The organism is Brachybacterium sp. ACRRE, assembly GCF_022346485.1.
Taxonomy (GTDB): domain Bacteria; phylum Actinomycetota; class Actinomycetes; order Actinomycetales; family Dermabacteraceae; genus Brachybacterium; species Brachybacterium halotolerans.
The window spans coordinates 1-16,245 of the sequence record NZ_JAKRMO010000005.1; the positions used below are offsets into that span (position 1 = coordinate 1).

Here is a 16,245-nt window from a genome sequence, read left to right on the forward strand (position 1 = left end):
CCCCCCCCCCCTTCTTCGTCCACCACGAAACAAGAGGTCATTTCGGCGAGGCCGCTCTCGTCACGGTCGTCGACCTCGCACTGCGAGATCACCTCCTCCATGGCGCGACGGTCCACCTGGCGCGCTCTGCCCGAAGGATCCGTGGGGGTGAACGACGATCCGTCGACGTACCCCAGAAGCGCCTTGCCTACCAGCTCAGGCCGCAGACTCCGAAGCGCCGATTCGATGCCCTCGACATCCGTGAGTTGCCCCGGGGTAAGCCCGCGCAGGAGTTCGACCGCTTCCGACTGTCCGGCGACCAGGAGCGCGCCTCCGATGTCGAGGATGACAACTGCAGTGGAATCTGGCCACTCCACGTAGGACACCCCGCCCGCACGCAGCGTCCCGGGCTGCGCTCCCATCCGCTCCTCCCAGACGTGCTCGACCGTCCGACGTGTGCTGGTGCGAAGGGAAGTGGGCATGATGCACCGTACCTACCTCCGGCCGCGGTCAGACCTCGTAGCGGAAGAATCCCTCGCCGCTCTTGCGTCCCAGCAGGCCGGCGTCGACCGCGGACTTCACCAGGTCGCGCGAGACGGTGGGCAGCCACGGACGCTCCCGCAGGTAGTGATCCTCGATGTCCAGCACGACGTCCAGGCCCACCTGGTCCATCATCTCGAAGGGTCCGGCCGCCATCCCGGTGTTCGCCCGCATGATGGCGTCGACGTCGGCAGGGGTGCTGACGCCCTCCGCCACCACGGCGAGCGACTCGCGCTTGATGGCGGCCCAGATGCGATTGAAGATGAACCCGGTGCTCTCGCGGGCGGCGATGAAGGGGAGCAGGCCGAAGGCCGGGAGCTCGCGGGCGAGCAGCTCCAGCGCGGCGGGATCGGTGTGGCCGTCGCTCATCAGTTCGACCGCCATGCTGCGCGGCGGCATCGCGAAGTGCATGTTCAGTACGCGCTCCGGGTGCTCGACCTCGGTGATGACCTCGCGGGAGGCGAAGGAGGAGGAGTTCGTCGCGAGCAGGGCGTCCGGGTCGGCGATCCGATCGAGCGTCGCGAACAGTGGGCGCTTGATCTCGAGCCGCTCCGGCACCGCCTCGACGACGAGCCACGCGCCGGGGACCGCGTCCTCGACATCGGAGAAGGCCAGGGCGTCGCCGGGCTCTTCGCCGTGCGGCGCGTCGAGAGCTGCCCGGAGCGAGGGGGCCGTGGACGTCACGTACTCGACGGCGGCGCGGCCCTGCTCGGGCGCGGGGTCGACCACGCGGACGGGGGCTCCTCCGCTCGCGAAGACGGCGGCGATCCGACGGCCCAGGGTGCCGCCCCCGACCACGGCGACGGCGCGCTCGGCGATACTGCTCGGCACTTCGAAACCCATGCGGTGTCCATCCTCCGGTGTTGCGTACATTCTGAATCCAATACAGTATGAATCCTCAGCTGCCCCGGAGGACCGCGAGAAGGAGGAGACCTTGAGCACGAGCGTCAGACGCCGGTCCCGCACCCGCGAGCGCCTGCTCGACGCGCTCGAGGAGCTGCTGCAGGAGACGGGGACCCTCTCCCCGAAGATCGACGAGATCTGCTCCCGCGCAGGCTTCACGCGCGGCGCCTTCTACTCGAACTTCTCGACGATTGAGGAGATCCTCTTCGCGGTCTACGAGCGCCGGACGGCACAGGTGCTCGCAGGACTCGCGACCACGCGGGAGCCCGGAGGGCATACCGACGAGGACGACGCACCCTCGGACCTCGCCGCGACGATGGAGACCTTCCTGCGCGCGGTCCCGGCGGATCCGCAGTGGTACGCCCTGCGCGCCGCTTTCGCGGCCCGCGCACCGCACGACTCCGGGGTCGCTGCCGCCCTGCACGAGCACGCCGAGGAACTGCGCCGGGGCCTCACCCCGATGGTGACGGTCCTGGCCGATTCCGCCGGGCTCGACCTGCCCGGCGACGGGTCCGACGCCACCCGCGCGGTCATCGCCGCTCACATCGGCGCGGTGCTGCAGGGGCCGTTCGTGACGGACCCCGAGCAGCTGCGCCGCGACACCGTCCTCGCCGTGCTCCGCGGACTCTCGCCTGCCGCGGGCACGACCACCGCACCCCCATCTATCGAGGAGGACCCCGCATGACCGACACCAGGACCGACAACACTTCGAATGCGGCGGGCCCGACGCTGCTCGCACTGAGCGCCGCCACGGGCGGCGTGCACCGCATCGACCCGACCACGGGCCGGGTGAGCACTCTTGTCAGCGGCCTCGAGGACGTGCCCGACGGCATCGCCGTGGACCCCGTCGCCGGCGAGATCGTGGTGACGCTCATGGGGCGGCCGGAACCGGCCCCGCGCGAGGGCGCCGAGCCACTGTTCACAGCGCACGACGGGTCGATCATCACGATCCCGCTCGAGGGCGGCGAGGTGAAGACGCTCGTGCCCCGTGGGTCGTTCACGACCGGAAAGCAGTTGGTCCGTGAGGCGACCACCGGTCGGCTCTTCTGGAGCGATCGCGAAGGGCGGGGCGTCTACCGCTGCGAGGCGGACGGCAGCGGCGTGACCCCTCTGGTGCTGACCTCGGGGACCACGCCGAGCGCCGCCGAGGACGAGTGCGTGGGGGTGGCGGTCGACGCCGAGGCCGGCCATCTCTACTGGAGCCAGAAGGGCCCTTCCAAGGGAGGTCACGGACGGATCCTTCGAGCGGCGCTCGAGATCCCGGAGGGCACGACTGCCGACTCCCGCGAGGACATCGAGGTACTGTGGGACGGCCTTCCGGAGCCGATCGACCTCGAGCTCGATCCCGAGGCCGGCACCCTGATCTGGACCGACCGCGGTGCAGAGCCCGAGGGCAATTCGCTGAATCGGGCACCGATCCCCGCGCCGGGCACCCGCGGCCAGGCGCCCCAGATCCTCGCCCGCGGATTCCATGAGGCCATCGGTGTCGCCGTCGCCCGCGACCGGGACCTCGCCTTCGTCTCGGACCTCGGCGGTCATGTGTACGAGGTGGACCTCTCCACCGGTGCTATGCGACGGATCGCCGAGCTAGCCGGAGGTGTGACCGGACTGGTGCTGCACGGCGGGGTGTGAGTCAGAGGGCGACGCAGAATGCGGCCCACGTGCCGCGTATCCGCCTCGCGAACGGACTGCCCCATCATCAGCGTGGGCCCGGAGGGGATCGAACCCTCGACCCGCGGATTAAAAGTCCGCCGGAGCATCGACCGCAGAGCATGTACAAGCAGGTCAGAGAGCTCGTACTGCTATCCGAAGCACGACGGGTACCATCGCGTTGCTGTCAGCGTTGCTGTCAAAAGGTGTTCGAGACGAGTCGGCATCTGCTCCTTGGGGATGGTGTCTCCAGAAGCCCTAGTCACACGTGCGCTCAGCTTTCCTCAACCTTGGACTGGAATGTCGAGTGGCTCGCGGGACAGCAAGCTGCCGATGAGCTCCTCGACGCGGGTACGGATCTCATCGCGCACCGGGCGGACTTCCGCGACGCCCTTGCCGGCTGGGTCCTCGAGTTTCCAGTCCTCGTACCGCTTGCCGGCGTAATAGGGGCAGTCGTCGCCGCATCCCATGGTGATGACCACGTCGGAGGCCTGGACGAATTCGGGGGTGAGGATCTTCGGCTTCTGGTGGGAGATCTCGATGCAGTTCCTGGCGAGCTCCCTCAGCCACCCGGCTGCCATCTGGGATCGACCGGCGTTGGGAACTGAGACGAACAAGACGCTGGGGCGAGCGGTCATGGGAGCCTCCCGACCGGGGTGTGGTTCAGGCGATGTCGAGGAACGCGCGGAGCTCGGCGAGGGCTGACGGGACGACGGAGTAGTGGGCCCAGCGGCCCTTCTGCTCGCGCGTGAGCAGGCCGGCGTCGACGAGCTTCTTCATGTGGTGGCTGACGGTGGGCTGACTGATGCCGAGCGGCTCGGTGAGATCGCACGCACATACCGACTCACACCCCTGGGCGGCGACATGGGAGAGGAGCCGGAGGCGTGTGGGGTCGGACAGCGCCTTGAACAGGGAGGCGATCCGTTCGGCGTCTGCGGTGTCGACCGGACCTGCGGACAGTGCGCAACACTCGTCGGAGTCAGTTCTCGCAGCGCGTCCGGTGGCTGTGGCGTCGGTCGTCGTGGTCATGCCCTCACCTTACATTGACAGTCATCGATGTGGAGCATAGCGTACTCATCGATATCCGTCGATGGAAGGTGTCGAAGCCCGATGAGCACGACCACCAAGGATGTGGAGCAGCCGCGCGTGATGAAGGAGATGTCCTTCCTCGATCGCTGGCTCCCGGTATGGATCCTGGCCGCCATGGCCGTGGGACTCCTGCTGGGGCGGTTCATCCCCGGCCTGAACACCGCGCTGGAGGCGGTGAAGATCGGGTCTGTGTCCCTCCCCATCGCAATCGGGCTGTTGGTGATGATGTACCCGGTCCTGGCGAAGGTCCGCTACGACGAGACCCGGCGCATCGGCGCGGACCGACGCCTGCTGGTGACCTCGCTGGTGCTGAACTGGCTCGTCGGACCGGCACTCATGTTCGGCCTCGCGTGGATCTTCCTTGCCGACCTGCCGGAGTACCGGACCGGCCTGATCATCGTCGGCCTCGCGCGCTGCATCGCGATGGTGCTCATCTGGAACGACCTCGCCTGCGGTGACCGCGAAGCTGCCGCCGTGCTGGTCGCGATCAACTCCGTCTTCCAGGTGATCGCCTTCGGTGCCCTGGGCTGGTTCTACCTCCAGGCGCTGCCGTCGTGGCTGGGGCTGCCGACCACGTCGGCCGAGTTCTCGATCGGCGCGATCGTCCTCAGCGTGCTGATCTTCCTCGGGATCCCCCTGGTCGCCGGCTTCCTGACCCGCGTCCTCGGGGAGCGAGCGAAGGGCCGGACCTGGTACGAGGAGCGGTTCCTCCCGAAGATCGGCCCGTGGGCGCTGTACGGGCTGCTGTTCACCATCGTGCTGCTGTTCGCTCTCCAGGGCGACGCGATCCTCTCCGCCCCGGGAGACGTGGCCCGCATCGCTCTGCCGCTGCTGGTCTACTTCGTGGTCATGTTCCTGGGGTCCTTCCTGCTCGGACGGGCGATCGGCCTCGACTACGCGAAGTCCACCACCGTCGCGTTCACCGCCTCGGGCAACAACTTCGAGCTCGCCATCGCCGTCGCCATCGGCACCTTCGGCGTCACCTCCGGCCAGGCACTCGCCGGTGTCGTCGGCCCCCTGATCGAGGTCCCGGTCCTCGTCGCCCTCGTCTACGTCGCTCTCGCGATGGGCCGCCGGCTCTTCCCCGGCGACGCGACCGTTCCCACCCGATGAACCAGCAGAGAGATCGAGTCACCATGACCGCGAAACGCCCCGCAGTCCTGTTCGTGTGCGTGAAGAACGGCGGCAAGTCACAGATGGCGGCCGCCCTCATGCGCCATCACGCCAGAGATGCCGTCGAGGTGCACTCCGCCGGCACCCGCCCCGGCACCGCCATCAATGCCCAGTCCGCGGAGGCAATCGCCGAGGTCGGCGCGGACATGTCCTCCGCCGTCCCGCAGCCGGTCACCTCCGAGCTGCTGCGCAGCGTCGACCACGTGATCGTCATCGGCGGCGAAGCCGTCCTCGAACCCGTCGAGGGAATGACCGCGCCGGTCACCACCTGGCACACCGATGAGCCCTCCCTGAGGGGCATCGAAGGGATGGAGCGCATGCGCCTGGTGCGGGACGACATCGACGCTCGCGTCCGTGCACTCCTGAACGACCTCACCGCTACCGCGAACTGACCGCGCCCGCAGCAAGGAGACCCCTCATGCTGACCACCGCAACGAGCGCGCATCCCGTCGTCGTCATCGGCGCTGGCCCCATCGGCATGTCGGCCGCCGCCCACCTCTCCGAGCGCGGCCTGCCGTTCCCGCGAGACTCTCATCGCGGATATCGCTCTCGTCCCGCGAACGCGGCCGGCAGGCGTGCTGCCCCGTCAAGCGAGCCGAAACCCCTACCACGTTGCTGTCAAACCACTCCCCAGGACACGATGGTGTCGCCGAAAATGAGCTCTGACCAGTGGGCCCGGAGGGGATCGAACCCTCGACCCGCGGATTAAAAGTCCGTCAGAGCACGGGTGCCCGAACTGGCCCGTCCAGGTCATAGCAGTCGTTCTCGCCGCGCGGGGACAGACGGACGCAGCCGCGTTGCTGTCAACGTTGCTGTCAGCCAAGTCAGGAGCCTGCTAGCTAGTCCTCTGGACGCACACAAGGCGGCGAGGCTCCTACAAGTCGACGCCCGCAGTGATGCGAAGATATGGCCGCATATGCGGGTCCTCAAACTGGTACAAATAGTGCTTGCGCGCACCAGTGCGCTTCAGGATCCTCCCGTGCTTCTCCGTGATAAGTTGCCCCAATGCGACATGCAGGAAGGCATAATCAGAACGATAATCAATGTTCTCCGCCCAAAGCCCCTGGACGTCAGTACTTGACCAATCGCGACGATCAGAGCGGGCTAGAAGATCCATTATCTGACTACGCGGCTTGACTTCTCCGCCCGATTCGCGAGCCTTCCTAGTACGCTCCGAATAGCTGCCAGTTACACCCTTTGCCGACCGAAGTAGAGCGATGCTGAGATCTTTTGGCGAGACCGACCTATCACTTGAGCGCAGTACCGCACGCGCGACGTTCAACCCGAGTAGATGCGCAAAATACGGAAAGCCATCACTATAGAACGCGAACTTTGCAAACAAGTCCTCACTAACGGTTATCCCCAACTTCCCGAAACCGCGCTCGAATATTTCCAGGATTTCGTCGTCAGGCATCCTCGGGACGCCGATTTCAGTGGTTCGACGCGAGTATGAGCGTGATTCCCCCAGAAGAGATTGAGCATCTTCGGCGATCCCGACCACGACGATCTTCAATCCCGAACCCTCCGCACGCGCGGCGCGATCAGAGAACTGTTCCATCGTCTGAACCACTAGCTCTCTAGTGCTGACAGACTTAACGTTCTGAAAATTGTCGAGAACAATCAAGTTCTTACCTGCCTTTGGCAGAAGATCCCAAAGTACGTCCATCGCACTCTTTTCAACTACTTCGTACTGAGTTTCCTTGCCTCCGGTCGCTCGGAACGAAGCCGTCAGTTTAGCCATCCATGGCACACTACCCTCACCGGAAACTGCGCCTTCAGCCGAACGTGACTTCTTGAACGAAATTTCTCGAACAGACACCACCTGTCGAACTGCAGAATCAACAATGTCTGAGAAGCTCATTGCTGAGGTGCACTCAACCAGGGCAATGCCGAGCCCTTCGTCTTCGGCCGCATACTGCAGAAGCGACGACTTACCCACTCCGGTATCGCCATAAAGTAGGATCTGGCCGCCCTTCTCGCGCAAAGCATCTTGCAAAGTATCTTGAAGGCCCGGCATCCCATCCAAGTCAGACTCGTTGCGGCGCGCGAACATCTCGCGAGTCACAATTGTCTTGGGCGTGAACACTGATTCAGGCTTTAGGCTGCTCATGGCTAGATCCTACTTCGTGGCTCGCGCCGGCCCGCGGGAGGTCGCCCGCAGCGAAGCGAGGACAACCTTCGCGGGCCGGCGCGAGCGGACGGCGTAGCCGTCCGCCTTGAAGGAGTAGGGAAAGTTCTCACGGCCTCGGCGTCGACACGCTGCGGAGTACGCTTCTCGTACCAGGCTGATCGGCAGTGAGGACGAGATGGGTGCATCGGAAGTGGGACCGCTCGGTACGCCCCGTGGCAGTGGCGCCCCTTCCAGCACCGTCGACGACGCCCGCGACGTTGAGTTGCGCGAGATCGTCCGGCGGCTCAACGGCTCACTCGGCGCAACGCTCGTCGCAGCGCTGGCCGGAGCTTCGGATGCCATGACTGCTCGAGAGTGGGCTAGACATGATGGTCCGGAGCCTGGGCTTGATGCTTCGAAACGCCTTCGCTTCGCGCACGATGCCTGGAGGATGGTCGCGGAGGCCGAGGGGGAAGCGGTCGCGCGCGCCTGGTTCACCGGAGCGAACCCCTGGCTAGACGACGACACCGCTATCAATGCCATTCGCGTCGGGCGGCTCGAAGCCGTTGCCAGTGCCGCATGTGCTCTGACACAGGATTCACACAACGGCTGATCCCGAGCTAGCGACGTAGGTCGAAGAACAAACCGACAGGTCGATCAACGATCGGCAGAAACGCGGTCGTACGCGGCAAGCTCCCGCCGGGCGTACTCGACGTATTCAGCTCCAAGGTCGGCGGCTGCGTTCATGACGACTTCCCCGCCAATCCTCCCTAGCGGCATGCGCTCGAACTCAAAGTCTCCATCCGAGCCAGTTGGGCCGTAGTGGGGAGGCACGCGTCCCTCGCGGAGTAGTACTTCACGCGCCCGCTCCGGGCTTAGAACCTTCGAGAGCAGATCCAGACTCCCGGCCAAGCAGGCAGCACGAAGTTCGAGTCGCATGGAAACTTCGTGGTCGACCTTCTCGGAGATTCCCTTGAGGTCCATATCGGCGACGACTGGGAAGACGCACTGGATAACATCGATGGAAGGGCTCTCTTGTATGAGCTCATTCACACCCAACACATGGGCAGATGTATACCGTCGACGCAAGTTGCTTGGCGTGATCTCCTGCGCGAATGCCAGCCTTTGCAAACTGGGGCGCGGGTTAGCGATGGCGTGCGCATATGCATTTACGACGGTCCGAGATGCCTTCAGGAGCTCTTCGGCGTAGGTGGAGAGAGCGACTACCTCAACTGCGAACGGCTCGTCACCTTCTACGCTGGCCAACTTTTCTCGGCGATGCCTCAGCGCCCCCTCGGAGCGCTGCTGAAGGTTGACAACCAGCTGCTTGACCGCGGCTGGGATCGCGAACTCGTCGCCTTCTGGGCTGGCCTGCCCCTGCATCGCCTCGCTCATGCCATGAGGCTAGCACTCGTGTTCACATCCGTCACTTGACATCAGTCACGTGACGTGTGTTCACTGGTCGTGCAGTTGATCCCAACCCAAGGAGGCCAACCATGGCTGTGCAGACTCGTTTCCCCGTCCAGATGGAGGACGTGTTCCCCCAGGGCGCGTACATGATCGGCGAGGTCACCGCCGCCGAGGACTTCGACAAGAAGAGGGCCGGTGAGGTCGACCCCCAGGTGCGTGACAAGGTCTCTGGCCAGCGCGTCTGGCAGGTCCGGGTTCTGGATCCGGACCCCGAGAGCCGGAAGGGGCAGGCCGAGGTGACAGTGAAGGTCTCCTCCGATCACCAGCCGGTGCCGCCCAAGGGGCCGGCCACTGGTCCCTTCCGCGCTGTCGCCTTCGAAGGGCTCACCCTCACGCCGTACGTCGACCAGAACGGGAACTTCCCGAAGATCGCGTACTCGCTGAGGGCCACGGGCTTCGCCGAGGCGAAGGCTTCTGCTCGCACCTCGAGCACCGAGGCGGCGTGATCATGGAGCGGAAGGCGATGGGTCTGCTCAACGTCGCAGCTATCGGGATCCTGCTCTGGCAGGTCATCCCGCTCGGCTGGCAGCTGGCGTTCGGAGGTGCGTGAGCCATGCACACCGCCTCCCTCGCCTTCCGCTTCGGCCTCGCCGAGCTGCGGTGGATTCTCACGGGCCTCTGGGGTCACGTGCGCTGGTTCCACCGGTTCTGGTTCGTCGTCGCGATGTTCACCTGGCTCTCGGCCGACCTGCTCGGGAGCTGGAAGCCCTTCGCCGTCGTTGGAGCCATCGCGCTGTACTTCGCACTCTGGGCCCGGTTCCAGCCCCACACGTACTACCGGGCTATCTCGCACCCTTTGACGCGCCGGTCCGTGTGGCTCGACCTGCTCGAGTCATGGCCGCTGCTCATGGAGGAGTGCGGGCTGACATCGTCCAGCATTGATCGTGAGGGGCAGAAGCGCCTTGTCTGCCCCACCATCGTGAGTAAGCGGTGGACTCGCAACGAGCTCGCCGTCGTGCCCGGACTGCTCACTGGCCAGACCGTTGAGGACTTCCAGAAGGTCGCGGACCGCCTCCGCACGACGGCAGGCGCCACGGACATTCGCGTGACGGGAGACCTCTCCCCCACTCTGATCTTCACGTTCGGCGATGCTCTCTCCGAGATCGTCTACCGCGGGCTCCCGGAAGCAGAAGATCCCTGGAATGGCCGCTCGGTGTGGATGGGCATCGACACCAGGGACGACGACTGGTGGCTCCGCATCGCGGGCACACACACCCTCGTGGCTGGTTCCTCGGGCTCCGGGAAGGCATCGCTTGTCTGGGGCGTCACCATCGGCCTCGCTCCCGCCATCGCTCGCGGCGAAGCCCAGGTCCACGGAATCGACCTCAAGGGCGGCGTCGAGCTGGGAATGGGCAAGGATCTGTTCACCCGCTACGCCGTGACGCCTGCTGAAGCCGTGGTGGTGCTCGAGGACGCCGTCGAGGCGATGAGTGCTCGCCTCGGACGGATGGCCGGTCATACCCGCCAGCACACCGCGAGTGCCGATGAACCGCTGGTCGTCGTGCTGATCGACGAGGTGGCCGCGCTGACGTCGTACATCGAGGACCGCGACCTCAAGAGCCGCGCTCGCACCGCGATGTCGCTGCTCTGCTCCCAGGGGCGCGCCGTCGGCTACACCGTGGTCGCCTGCCTCCAGGATCCCCGGAAGGAGACGATCCCCAACCGCGGACTGTTCACCCAGATGGTCGGGCTTCGTCTGCGGGATCGCGAGGAGACCTCGATGGTCCTTGGTGACGGTGCCGTCGCGTCCGGAGCCCTCTGTCACAAGATCCCGCTCGCCTCTCCGGGCATCGGCTATGTGGTCCCGGAAGACGGCTCGGAGCCGATCCGCGTGCGCGCTGCGTTCGTCGATGACGACCTGATTCGCGCAGCGGCTGAACGGTTCCCGGCCCCGTCGACGATCCCCGTCGTCATCCCGGAGCCCGCGGAGAAGCCTCGTAGCTCGCGCGCTCGCGCTCGGAGCAAGTCGGATTCGGAAGGAGCCGCATCGTGATCGACGCCGATCTCTACGCCCTCGACGTCGAGGACCCCACCGCACTGACACGGATGCTCTCCGACGGCTTCGAGGACTGGTCCAAGCAGGTCGCCTCGACGGGATTCTGCTCCCACCCGGTGCGCCTCTTCGGTCAGGCGCGCACCTTCGATCGCCGGTCCGGGCAGCACCTGAGCACATTCGACAGCCGCGACCTCCCTGACAGCGTTCTCTACGTCCGCTGCGGCAATCGCCGTGCCTCACGCTGCCCCTCGTGCTCCCATGAGTACCAGGGCGACATGTGGCACCTCCTCTCCGCAGGTGTCTCCGGTGGGGACAAGGGAGTCCCGGAGAGCGTCTCCGCTCATCCGCTGGTCTTCCTCACGCTGACCGCACCGTCGTTCGGCGCTGTGCACTCGTCGACTCGTCCCGGTGCCCAGCCTGGGCCGTGCACCGTCAACGCTGCACCGGGACTGTGCGAGCACGGTCGCCCTCGTCGCTGCACGGAACTCCACGCCTCCGATGATGCTCTGGTCGGTCAGCCGCTGTGCCGGGACTGCTACGACTACGAAGGGCAGACGGTCTGGCAGTGGCACTGCCCTGAACTGTGGCGGCGGTTCACGATCCGCCTGCGTCGTCTCGTGGCGACTCACCTGGGCATGAGTGAGAAGACCTCGAGGGATCTCCTTCGCGTGCAGTTCGCCAAGGTCGGCGAGTACCAGAAGCGCGGCGCGATCCACTTGCACGCACTTGTCCGGCTCGATGGGGCTCCGACGGACGAGGAGCCCTTCCCCTCCCCCGCAATCGACGTCCCCGCCTCCTGGCTTGCTGAGCGCTGTCTCGACGCCGCGCAGGACGTTGAGGTCGATGCCGCGCCGGTCGACGGCAATGACTCCGCTCGCACTCTCCGCTTCGGACGTCAGGTCGACGCTCGCCCCGTCCAGCGACGCACAGACGATGGCGGCGACGTCTCGCCCGAGATGGTGGCGGCCTACCTTGCCAAGTACGCCACCAAGGCGGCCGGTGATGTCGCAGCGGACGGCGCACCGAATCGCCACCTCAGACGCCTGCGGGAGACCTGCCTCGAGTTGTGTGGGCGGGCGCTCCTCGCCGACGGATTCGCGAGCCCCTACGTGCTGCTCGGGAAGTGGGCTGATGCCCTGGGCTTCCGCGGTCACTTCGCGAGCAAGTCCCGTCGCTTCTCGACCACCCTTGGCACGCTGCGCGATGCACGACGCAAGTACCACCGTGATCGCGAGCAGCTCGAGACGTCCGCGGGTTCCTCGGAGACCTCTGACTCGTTCGACGCCACCGAACACACCGTCGCGATCAACGAGTTCCGGTTCGCCGGACAGGGCTGGCTCACCCCCGGGGATGCCGAACTCGCCCGCTCTGCCGCCGACGCCGCACGCGAGTGGAAGGACTCTCACCGCGCTGCCCTTCGACTCCACGAGAAAGGAAAGAACCATGGAGAAGCTCTGCTTCACCGCTGACGAGGTCGCTGATCGACTCAGCGTCTCGAAGACCCGGGTGTACGACCTGATGCGCTCCGGCGAGCTGCCCAGCGTCAAGCTCGGTCGCTCCCGTCTGGTCAAGGCCGCCGACCTTCTCGCATACGTCGAGAGCCTCGAGCCGGCTCCTGTGGTCGCATGAGCCGCGCGAACGGTGAGGGCAGCATCTACCGGCGCAAGGACGGTCGGTGGGCTGGTGCGGCGTACGTCCTGACTCCGGACGGCACTCGTCGACGGAAGACGGCGTATGGGAAGACCCGCAAGGAGGTCAGTGCGAAGCTCGCCACGATGCAGGAGTCATCCCGCTCGGGTATCGCGGCGACTCCTGGGCGGCTCACGGTGAAGGCTTTCCTGGAAGCCTGGATGCGCGATGTCCAGGAACCGCGCCTGAGCCCGGCGACCTATCAGACGTACGAGGGCTACATTCGGAACCACATCCTGCCCGCGCTCGGCTCCAAGCCCCTGGGCCAGCTGACCGCGTCAGATCTGCGGGAGTTCCTCGGCGCGAAGACCCGGGAGGGCAAGAGCGCGGCCACGGTCAAGCAGATTCACGCGATCATCCGCTCGGCTCTCCAGCACGCGATGCGCGAGGACCTTGTCCCGAGGAACGTGGCGAAGTTGGTCGTGGTCTCCAACCCTGCACGGCGGGAGGTCGAACCGCTGACGCCGGAGGAGGCGAAGCAGCTCCTGAGAGCCGCAAAGGGGCACGACTGGGAGGCCTTGTGGACCCTCTACATCGGGCTGGGGCTACGACGGGGTGAGGCGCTCGGCCTCCGGTGGAGCGATGTCGACCTCGAGAACGGTCGCCTGCGGGTCGTGCAGTCCCTTCAGCGCTCTCGGGGCGAGCTGCGGCTGAAGAGTCCCAAGACGGACACCTCGCGTCGTCGGATCGTGGTTCCGTCCTTCTGCATCGATGCGCTGAGGCGTCACCACTCCTCCGAGCGAGTGAAGCTTGCTTCGCTCGGGCTGCCCATGGACTCGACGACGCTCGTGTTCACGTCCCAGGCCGGTACGCCGATTGAGCCGCGCAACGTGAACCGTGCCTTCGAGGCGCTCCTGAAGAAGGCGGAGCTGCGCAGGGTCAAGCTGCACGACCTCCGCCATACCTGCGCGTCCCTGCTCCTCGCGGAGGGTGTCGCTCCGCGCGTCGTCATGGAGCTTCTGGGGCACTCCGCCATCGCGGTCACGATGAACACCTATTCGCACGTCATCCCCGCGCTGCAGGACGAGTCCGCGCAGCGGATGGACGCACTCTTCAGGTAGCGTGACGGCGACCCCTACATCATGCGAACCGGACTGTCAACATCAAGGCGGAAACATTGAAGGCTCAACCGAACACAAGTCCAACCAAGATCCTCGGAAGCCCACTGCCCGGTGATGAGCCATGGACCGAGCTCCCGTTCCCGACGTACTGGGTCGATCACTTTCCGTCGACTTCCTCGGCCCAGCCACAGTTTCTGGCGGTCGTGTTCGACAAAGAGATGCGTGCGCTATGGATGGACGACGACGAGGAGCTTGACGTCGCTCTCTCGAAAGCACTTGCCGCAGCGAAGTCGGAGGGCGGCGACAGCGCGGTGGTGTACCGCTACGTGAATGCTCGCGGATCTGCGGGCGCCAATACAGCGTCGAAGTACTCGTACCTGATCGACGGCTACTACGAACTGGCGACGCCAGGTATCGCCACCTGGATCAGCGCCGCCGAAGTTGCCGGCGCGACCCCACTCGCAGATTAGGAGGGGCAGCGCGGGGTGGACTTGCCTATGCCGGGTGGTGCGCAGATTGAGAGCAGCGCACTTCGACGAAGGGGAGGCGCCATTATCGCATCGATCTTTCCGGAGTCGCACTACTTCGCAATCTGCCAGCCCACTGCGGGGTACGCCACAAACGGTCGGATGTGCGCCAATGAGCGCGGAGCCTTGGTGGCTTCCTGCGCCCTAGGGCATGCGATGGGAGCGGAGCCGCTGCACGAGCGCGGCCACTTGTGCTGGGTCGGCCGTGTCCTTGGCATCGACCACTAGTACTTCCTCATCGGTCGGAGGTTCGAAGCTCGCCCGGTGATCGTGGAGGACGGCATCGGTCACGTCCGGGCGGCCCCGAGACTGCCTGTTGGCGCGAACGCGTGCCTGCTGGAGTTCAGGGCTGATCTGGACCCACACGACCACGAACGGTGCGCCGGAGCGGTTGGCGATCTTCCGCCACTCATCCCTGATGAACCGCGGCGATCCGGTGTCGTCAACGACCACATGGTGTCCCGCGTCCAGAAGCTCACGTCCACGCTCGTGCGCGATTCGGTTGGTCTCGGCCCATTCCTCCAGCGGGATGCCCTGGCCGCCGCGCAGGCCGCGTTCCTCGTTGATGAGGTCGAGACTAACCAGGCTGGCAGGCAGAGCCTCAGCCAGTTGCGCCGCAAGGGTGCTCTTGCCCGCGAAGGAGAGTCCGCACATCAGCGCCATCGTCATCCTCGCAACCTACCGCCGCCCTCGCACGTTGTCGCCTGAATAGTGCGGCTGCGCAGACGCTTAGTCCGGGGTGGTCCGAGATGTTCTCACGGGGTCATCGCTGCGCGGACCGCGCTGAGCCACGCATCGTCGAGAGAGTGGCTCGAAACAGTCGAGGGCCACGTGTCGAGGCCATCGCCCTTCCAGCGCGGAACGACGTGCAGGTGGAGGTGGGGCACGGACTGGTCCGAGTCGGGCCCGCTGGCGTTGAGGATGTTCACGCCCCGCGCGCCAATGGACTCTTCCATGGCGCGGGCCACTTCCTGAGCAAGCAGCACGACCGCCTGTAGCGACTCCGCAGAGGCATCGTGGATGCCTAGGGCATGATCGTTCGGCACGACGACCGTGTGAGCAGGAGACAGCCGACCCTCAGCCAGAGGAAGAAACGCCGAAGCCCTTTCTCGCCTCGCCACCCAGGTCGCCTCGCCTTGATCCGCAAGGAGGCCGCAGAACACACACGATGTTGAAGTCATGTCCCAACCCTCTCAGGCTCCTCACCAGGACGGGGGGCGCGCGGGGAAGCCCTGCGCCATAAAAGGTAGGAAGCGACGCGGAACGTTCCGAGGAGCGAGGTGCCCGCAGCCTCAGTCTCCGGCAGTTCCCCCGAGTTCGTCCTCCAGCAAGACGCGCGAAAAGGTTCGCAACGGTCGCTTCAGGAGAGAGTGCTCGTACTCATCGCCCACGGCTATCCACCCTTCACTCTGGTAGAGCCCGAGTGCTGGTTGATTGTCGAGGAGGGCATGGAGCACCGCCTGCTTGTAGCCAGCCTCGGAGAGATGCCTAGCGATAGCTTGCAGCAGCGCGCGCCCCAGTCCGTGAGCCTGTCGGCTCGGATTAACCGCGAGCAGGCCGACCACCGCAGCGCCGGGGGGATCGGTCGGCATGCCACTCCCAGGGGCGGTTGCAAGGACGAATCCATCGACCTGTTCTCCGCTCGACGCAACGATCCATCCTATGTTTCTATCGAACTTCGGCCGGGCTCGATCCGCGATACCACTGATGGAACGACCGTCGCGCACAGCGCACGCATCGACCCACAAGGCGACGCACTGCTCGATGTCAGGTGGTGCTCCGGCTCGAAGAGTGAGTGCTGGATCAGCGTGGTGTTCCATAGGGTCAGTCTCTCCGATGCGACTGCCTGTAAACCGGAAGATGCAACCACTCGGCCGGATAGCGCTGAGGTTCCCCACGCGCGAGTGATGGGCGATGCGCGCGACAGTCCGGCACGCGTCATAAACGGGCCGTTGCGGCCCGGTTGCTGTCACGCCCGTCCAACACAGCACGCACAGCCGCGTTGCTGTCAGCGTTGCTGTCACCGCCCCCGCCGGGGCGGTTTACGGAGCCACGAAC

At 65.7% G+C, this 16,245-nt stretch carries 20 protein-coding genes and 2 tRNA genes; 11 read left to right on the forward strand and 11 right to left on the reverse strand.

Translation table 11 applies throughout. From position 1 onward, the window contains the following. Positions 1–401, reverse strand: a 401-nt coding sequence (locus MHY49_RS02245; protein WP_239202250.1) for a hypothetical protein, incomplete at its 3' end; no start/stop codon positions are given. A gap of 88 nt (positions 402–489) precedes the next feature. Then, positions 490–1,362 carry a 3-hydroxyacyl-CoA dehydrogenase family protein gene (locus MHY49_RS02250; protein ID WP_239202252.1) on the reverse strand — a complete coding sequence of 291 codons (873 nt, stop codon included), beginning with the start codon at positions 1,360–1,362 and terminating at the stop codon, positions 490–492. Between the two features lie 91 nt (positions 1,363–1,453). Here MHY49_RS02250 and MHY49_RS02255 point away from each other — a divergent pair, with 91 nt between their 5' ends. Together MHY49_RS02255 and MHY49_RS02260 are read left to right on the forward strand one after the other, a co-directional pair. Then, the gene (locus MHY49_RS02255) at positions 1,454–2,107 is read left to right on the forward strand and encodes a TetR/AcrR family transcriptional regulator (RefSeq protein ID WP_239202254.1); all 654 of its coding nucleotides are present in this window, start codon (positions 1,454–1,456) and stop codon (positions 2,105–2,107) included. Continuing rightward, positions 2,104–3,054: a glutaminyl-peptide cyclotransferase gene (locus MHY49_RS02260; RefSeq protein WP_239202256.1), complete on the forward strand. Its 951-nt coding sequence runs from the start codon at positions 2,104–2,106 to the stop codon at positions 3,052–3,054. The genes MHY49_RS02255 and MHY49_RS02260 overlap by 4 nt, the downstream gene beginning before the upstream one ends. Before the next feature lie 73 nt (positions 3,055–3,127). Here the strand turns inward: MHY49_RS02260 and MHY49_RS02265 are convergent. The 3 genes from MHY49_RS02265 to MHY49_RS02275 all read right to left on the reverse strand — a co-directional run bounded on the left by MHY49_RS02265 (position 3,128) and on the right by MHY49_RS02275 (position 4,101). Further along, positions 3,128–3,200, reverse strand: a tRNA-OTHER gene (locus MHY49_RS02265). A 156-nt stretch (positions 3,201–3,356) separates the two neighbouring features. Continuing rightward, complete coding sequence (locus tag MHY49_RS02270; protein WP_239202258.1) at positions 3,357–3,710, reverse strand: arsenate reductase ArsC; 354 nt, start codon at positions 3,708–3,710, stop codon at positions 3,357–3,359. A gap of 25 nt (positions 3,711–3,735) precedes the next feature. Next, positions 3,736–4,101, reverse strand: coding sequence for a helix-turn-helix transcriptional regulator (locus MHY49_RS02275; RefSeq protein ID WP_239202260.1), 366 nt, complete (start codon positions 4,099–4,101; stop codon positions 3,736–3,738). A gap of 81 nt (positions 4,102–4,182) precedes the next feature. On the opposite strand from MHY49_RS02275, the gene arsB reads away from it, so the two are divergent. Next, entirely contained in the window at positions 4,183–5,274 is a 1,092-nt protein-coding gene (gene arsB / locus MHY49_RS02280) for an ACR3 family arsenite efflux transporter (protein ID WP_304502661.1), read from the forward strand. 23 nt (positions 5,275–5,297) lie between these two features. Next, on the forward strand, positions 5,298–5,726 hold the full coding sequence (locus MHY49_RS02285; protein ID WP_239202262.1) for a low molecular weight phosphatase family protein: 429 nt from the start codon (positions 5,298–5,300) through the stop codon (positions 5,724–5,726). Positions 5,727–6,004: 278 nt separating this feature from the next. Here MHY49_RS02285 and MHY49_RS02290 read toward each other — a convergent pair. Together MHY49_RS02290 and MHY49_RS02295 are read right to left on the reverse strand one after the other, a co-directional pair. Beyond that, positions 6,005–6,077, reverse strand: a tRNA-Ser gene (locus tag MHY49_RS02290). Between the two features lie 131 nt (positions 6,078–6,208). Continuing rightward, complete coding sequence (locus MHY49_RS02295) at positions 6,209–7,444, reverse strand: AAA family ATPase (RefSeq protein ID WP_239202264.1); 1,236 nt, start codon at positions 7,442–7,444, stop codon at positions 6,209–6,211. Positions 7,445–7,640: 196 nt separating this feature from the next. Here MHY49_RS02295 and MHY49_RS02300 point away from each other — a divergent pair, with 196 nt between their 5' ends. After that, the gene (locus tag MHY49_RS02300; protein WP_239202266.1) at positions 7,641–8,057 is read left to right on the forward strand and encodes a hypothetical protein; all 417 of its coding nucleotides are present in this window, start codon (positions 7,641–7,643) and stop codon (positions 8,055–8,057) included. 44 nt (positions 8,058–8,101) lie between these two features. On the opposite strand, the gene MHY49_RS02305 is transcribed toward MHY49_RS02300, so the two are convergent. Beyond that, positions 8,102–8,839 (reverse strand): hypothetical protein, encoded by a 738-nt coding sequence (locus MHY49_RS02305; protein ID WP_239202268.1) that lies wholly within the window; start codon positions 8,837–8,839, stop codon positions 8,102–8,104. Between the two features lie 101 nt (positions 8,840–8,940). Here MHY49_RS02305 and MHY49_RS02310 point away from each other — a divergent pair, with 101 nt between their 5' ends. The 6 genes from MHY49_RS02310 (at position 8,941) to MHY49_RS02335 (ending at position 14,130) form a co-directional block, all read left to right on the forward strand. Continuing rightward, positions 8,941–9,360 carry a plasmid replication, integration and excision activator gene (locus tag MHY49_RS02310; protein ID WP_193866740.1) on the forward strand — a complete coding sequence of 140 codons (420 nt, stop codon included), beginning with the start codon at positions 8,941–8,943 and terminating at the stop codon, positions 9,358–9,360. Positions 9,361–9,467: 107 nt separating this feature from the next. After that, positions 9,468–10,907: an FtsK/SpoIIIE domain-containing protein gene (locus MHY49_RS02315; protein ID WP_239202270.1), complete on the forward strand. Its 1,440-nt coding sequence runs from the start codon at positions 9,468–9,470 to the stop codon at positions 10,905–10,907. 53 nt (positions 10,908–10,960) lie between these two features. After that, positions 10,961–12,379: a replication initiator gene (locus tag MHY49_RS02320; protein ID WP_239202272.1), complete on the forward strand. Its 1,419-nt coding sequence runs from the start codon at positions 10,961–10,963 to the stop codon at positions 12,377–12,379. Further along, complete coding sequence (locus MHY49_RS02325) at positions 12,354–12,539, forward strand: helix-turn-helix domain-containing protein (RefSeq protein WP_239202274.1); 186 nt, start codon at positions 12,354–12,356, stop codon at positions 12,537–12,539. The genes MHY49_RS02320 and MHY49_RS02325 overlap by 26 nt, the downstream gene beginning before the upstream one ends. Then, on the forward strand, positions 12,536–13,660 hold the full coding sequence (locus MHY49_RS02330; protein ID WP_239202276.1) for a tyrosine-type recombinase/integrase: 1,125 nt from the start codon (positions 12,536–12,538) through the stop codon (positions 13,658–13,660). The genes MHY49_RS02325 and MHY49_RS02330 overlap by 4 nt, the downstream gene beginning before the upstream one ends. Positions 13,661–13,863: 203 nt before the next feature. After that, positions 13,864–14,130, forward strand: coding sequence for a hypothetical protein (locus tag MHY49_RS02335; RefSeq protein ID WP_239202278.1), 267 nt, complete (start codon positions 13,864–13,866; stop codon positions 14,128–14,130). Between the two features lie 201 nt (positions 14,131–14,331). Here the strand turns inward: MHY49_RS02335 and MHY49_RS02340 are convergent, their stop codons facing one another. From MHY49_RS02340 to MHY49_RS02350, 3 genes are all read right to left on the reverse strand, one after another. After that, positions 14,332–14,856 carry an ATP-binding protein gene (locus tag MHY49_RS02340; protein ID WP_239202279.1) on the reverse strand — a complete coding sequence of 175 codons (525 nt, stop codon included), beginning with the start codon at positions 14,854–14,856 and terminating at the stop codon, positions 14,332–14,334. A gap of 86 nt (positions 14,857–14,942) precedes the next feature. Further along, the gene (locus tag MHY49_RS02345; RefSeq protein WP_239202280.1) at positions 14,943–15,368 is read right to left on the reverse strand and encodes an HIT family protein; all 426 of its coding nucleotides are present in this window, start codon (positions 15,366–15,368) and stop codon (positions 14,943–14,945) included. A gap of 111 nt (positions 15,369–15,479) precedes the next feature. Further along, complete coding sequence (locus MHY49_RS02350; protein ID WP_239202281.1) at positions 15,480–16,007, reverse strand: GNAT family N-acetyltransferase; 528 nt, start codon at positions 16,005–16,007, stop codon at positions 15,480–15,482. Between the last annotated feature and the right edge of the window lie 238 nt (positions 16,008–16,245).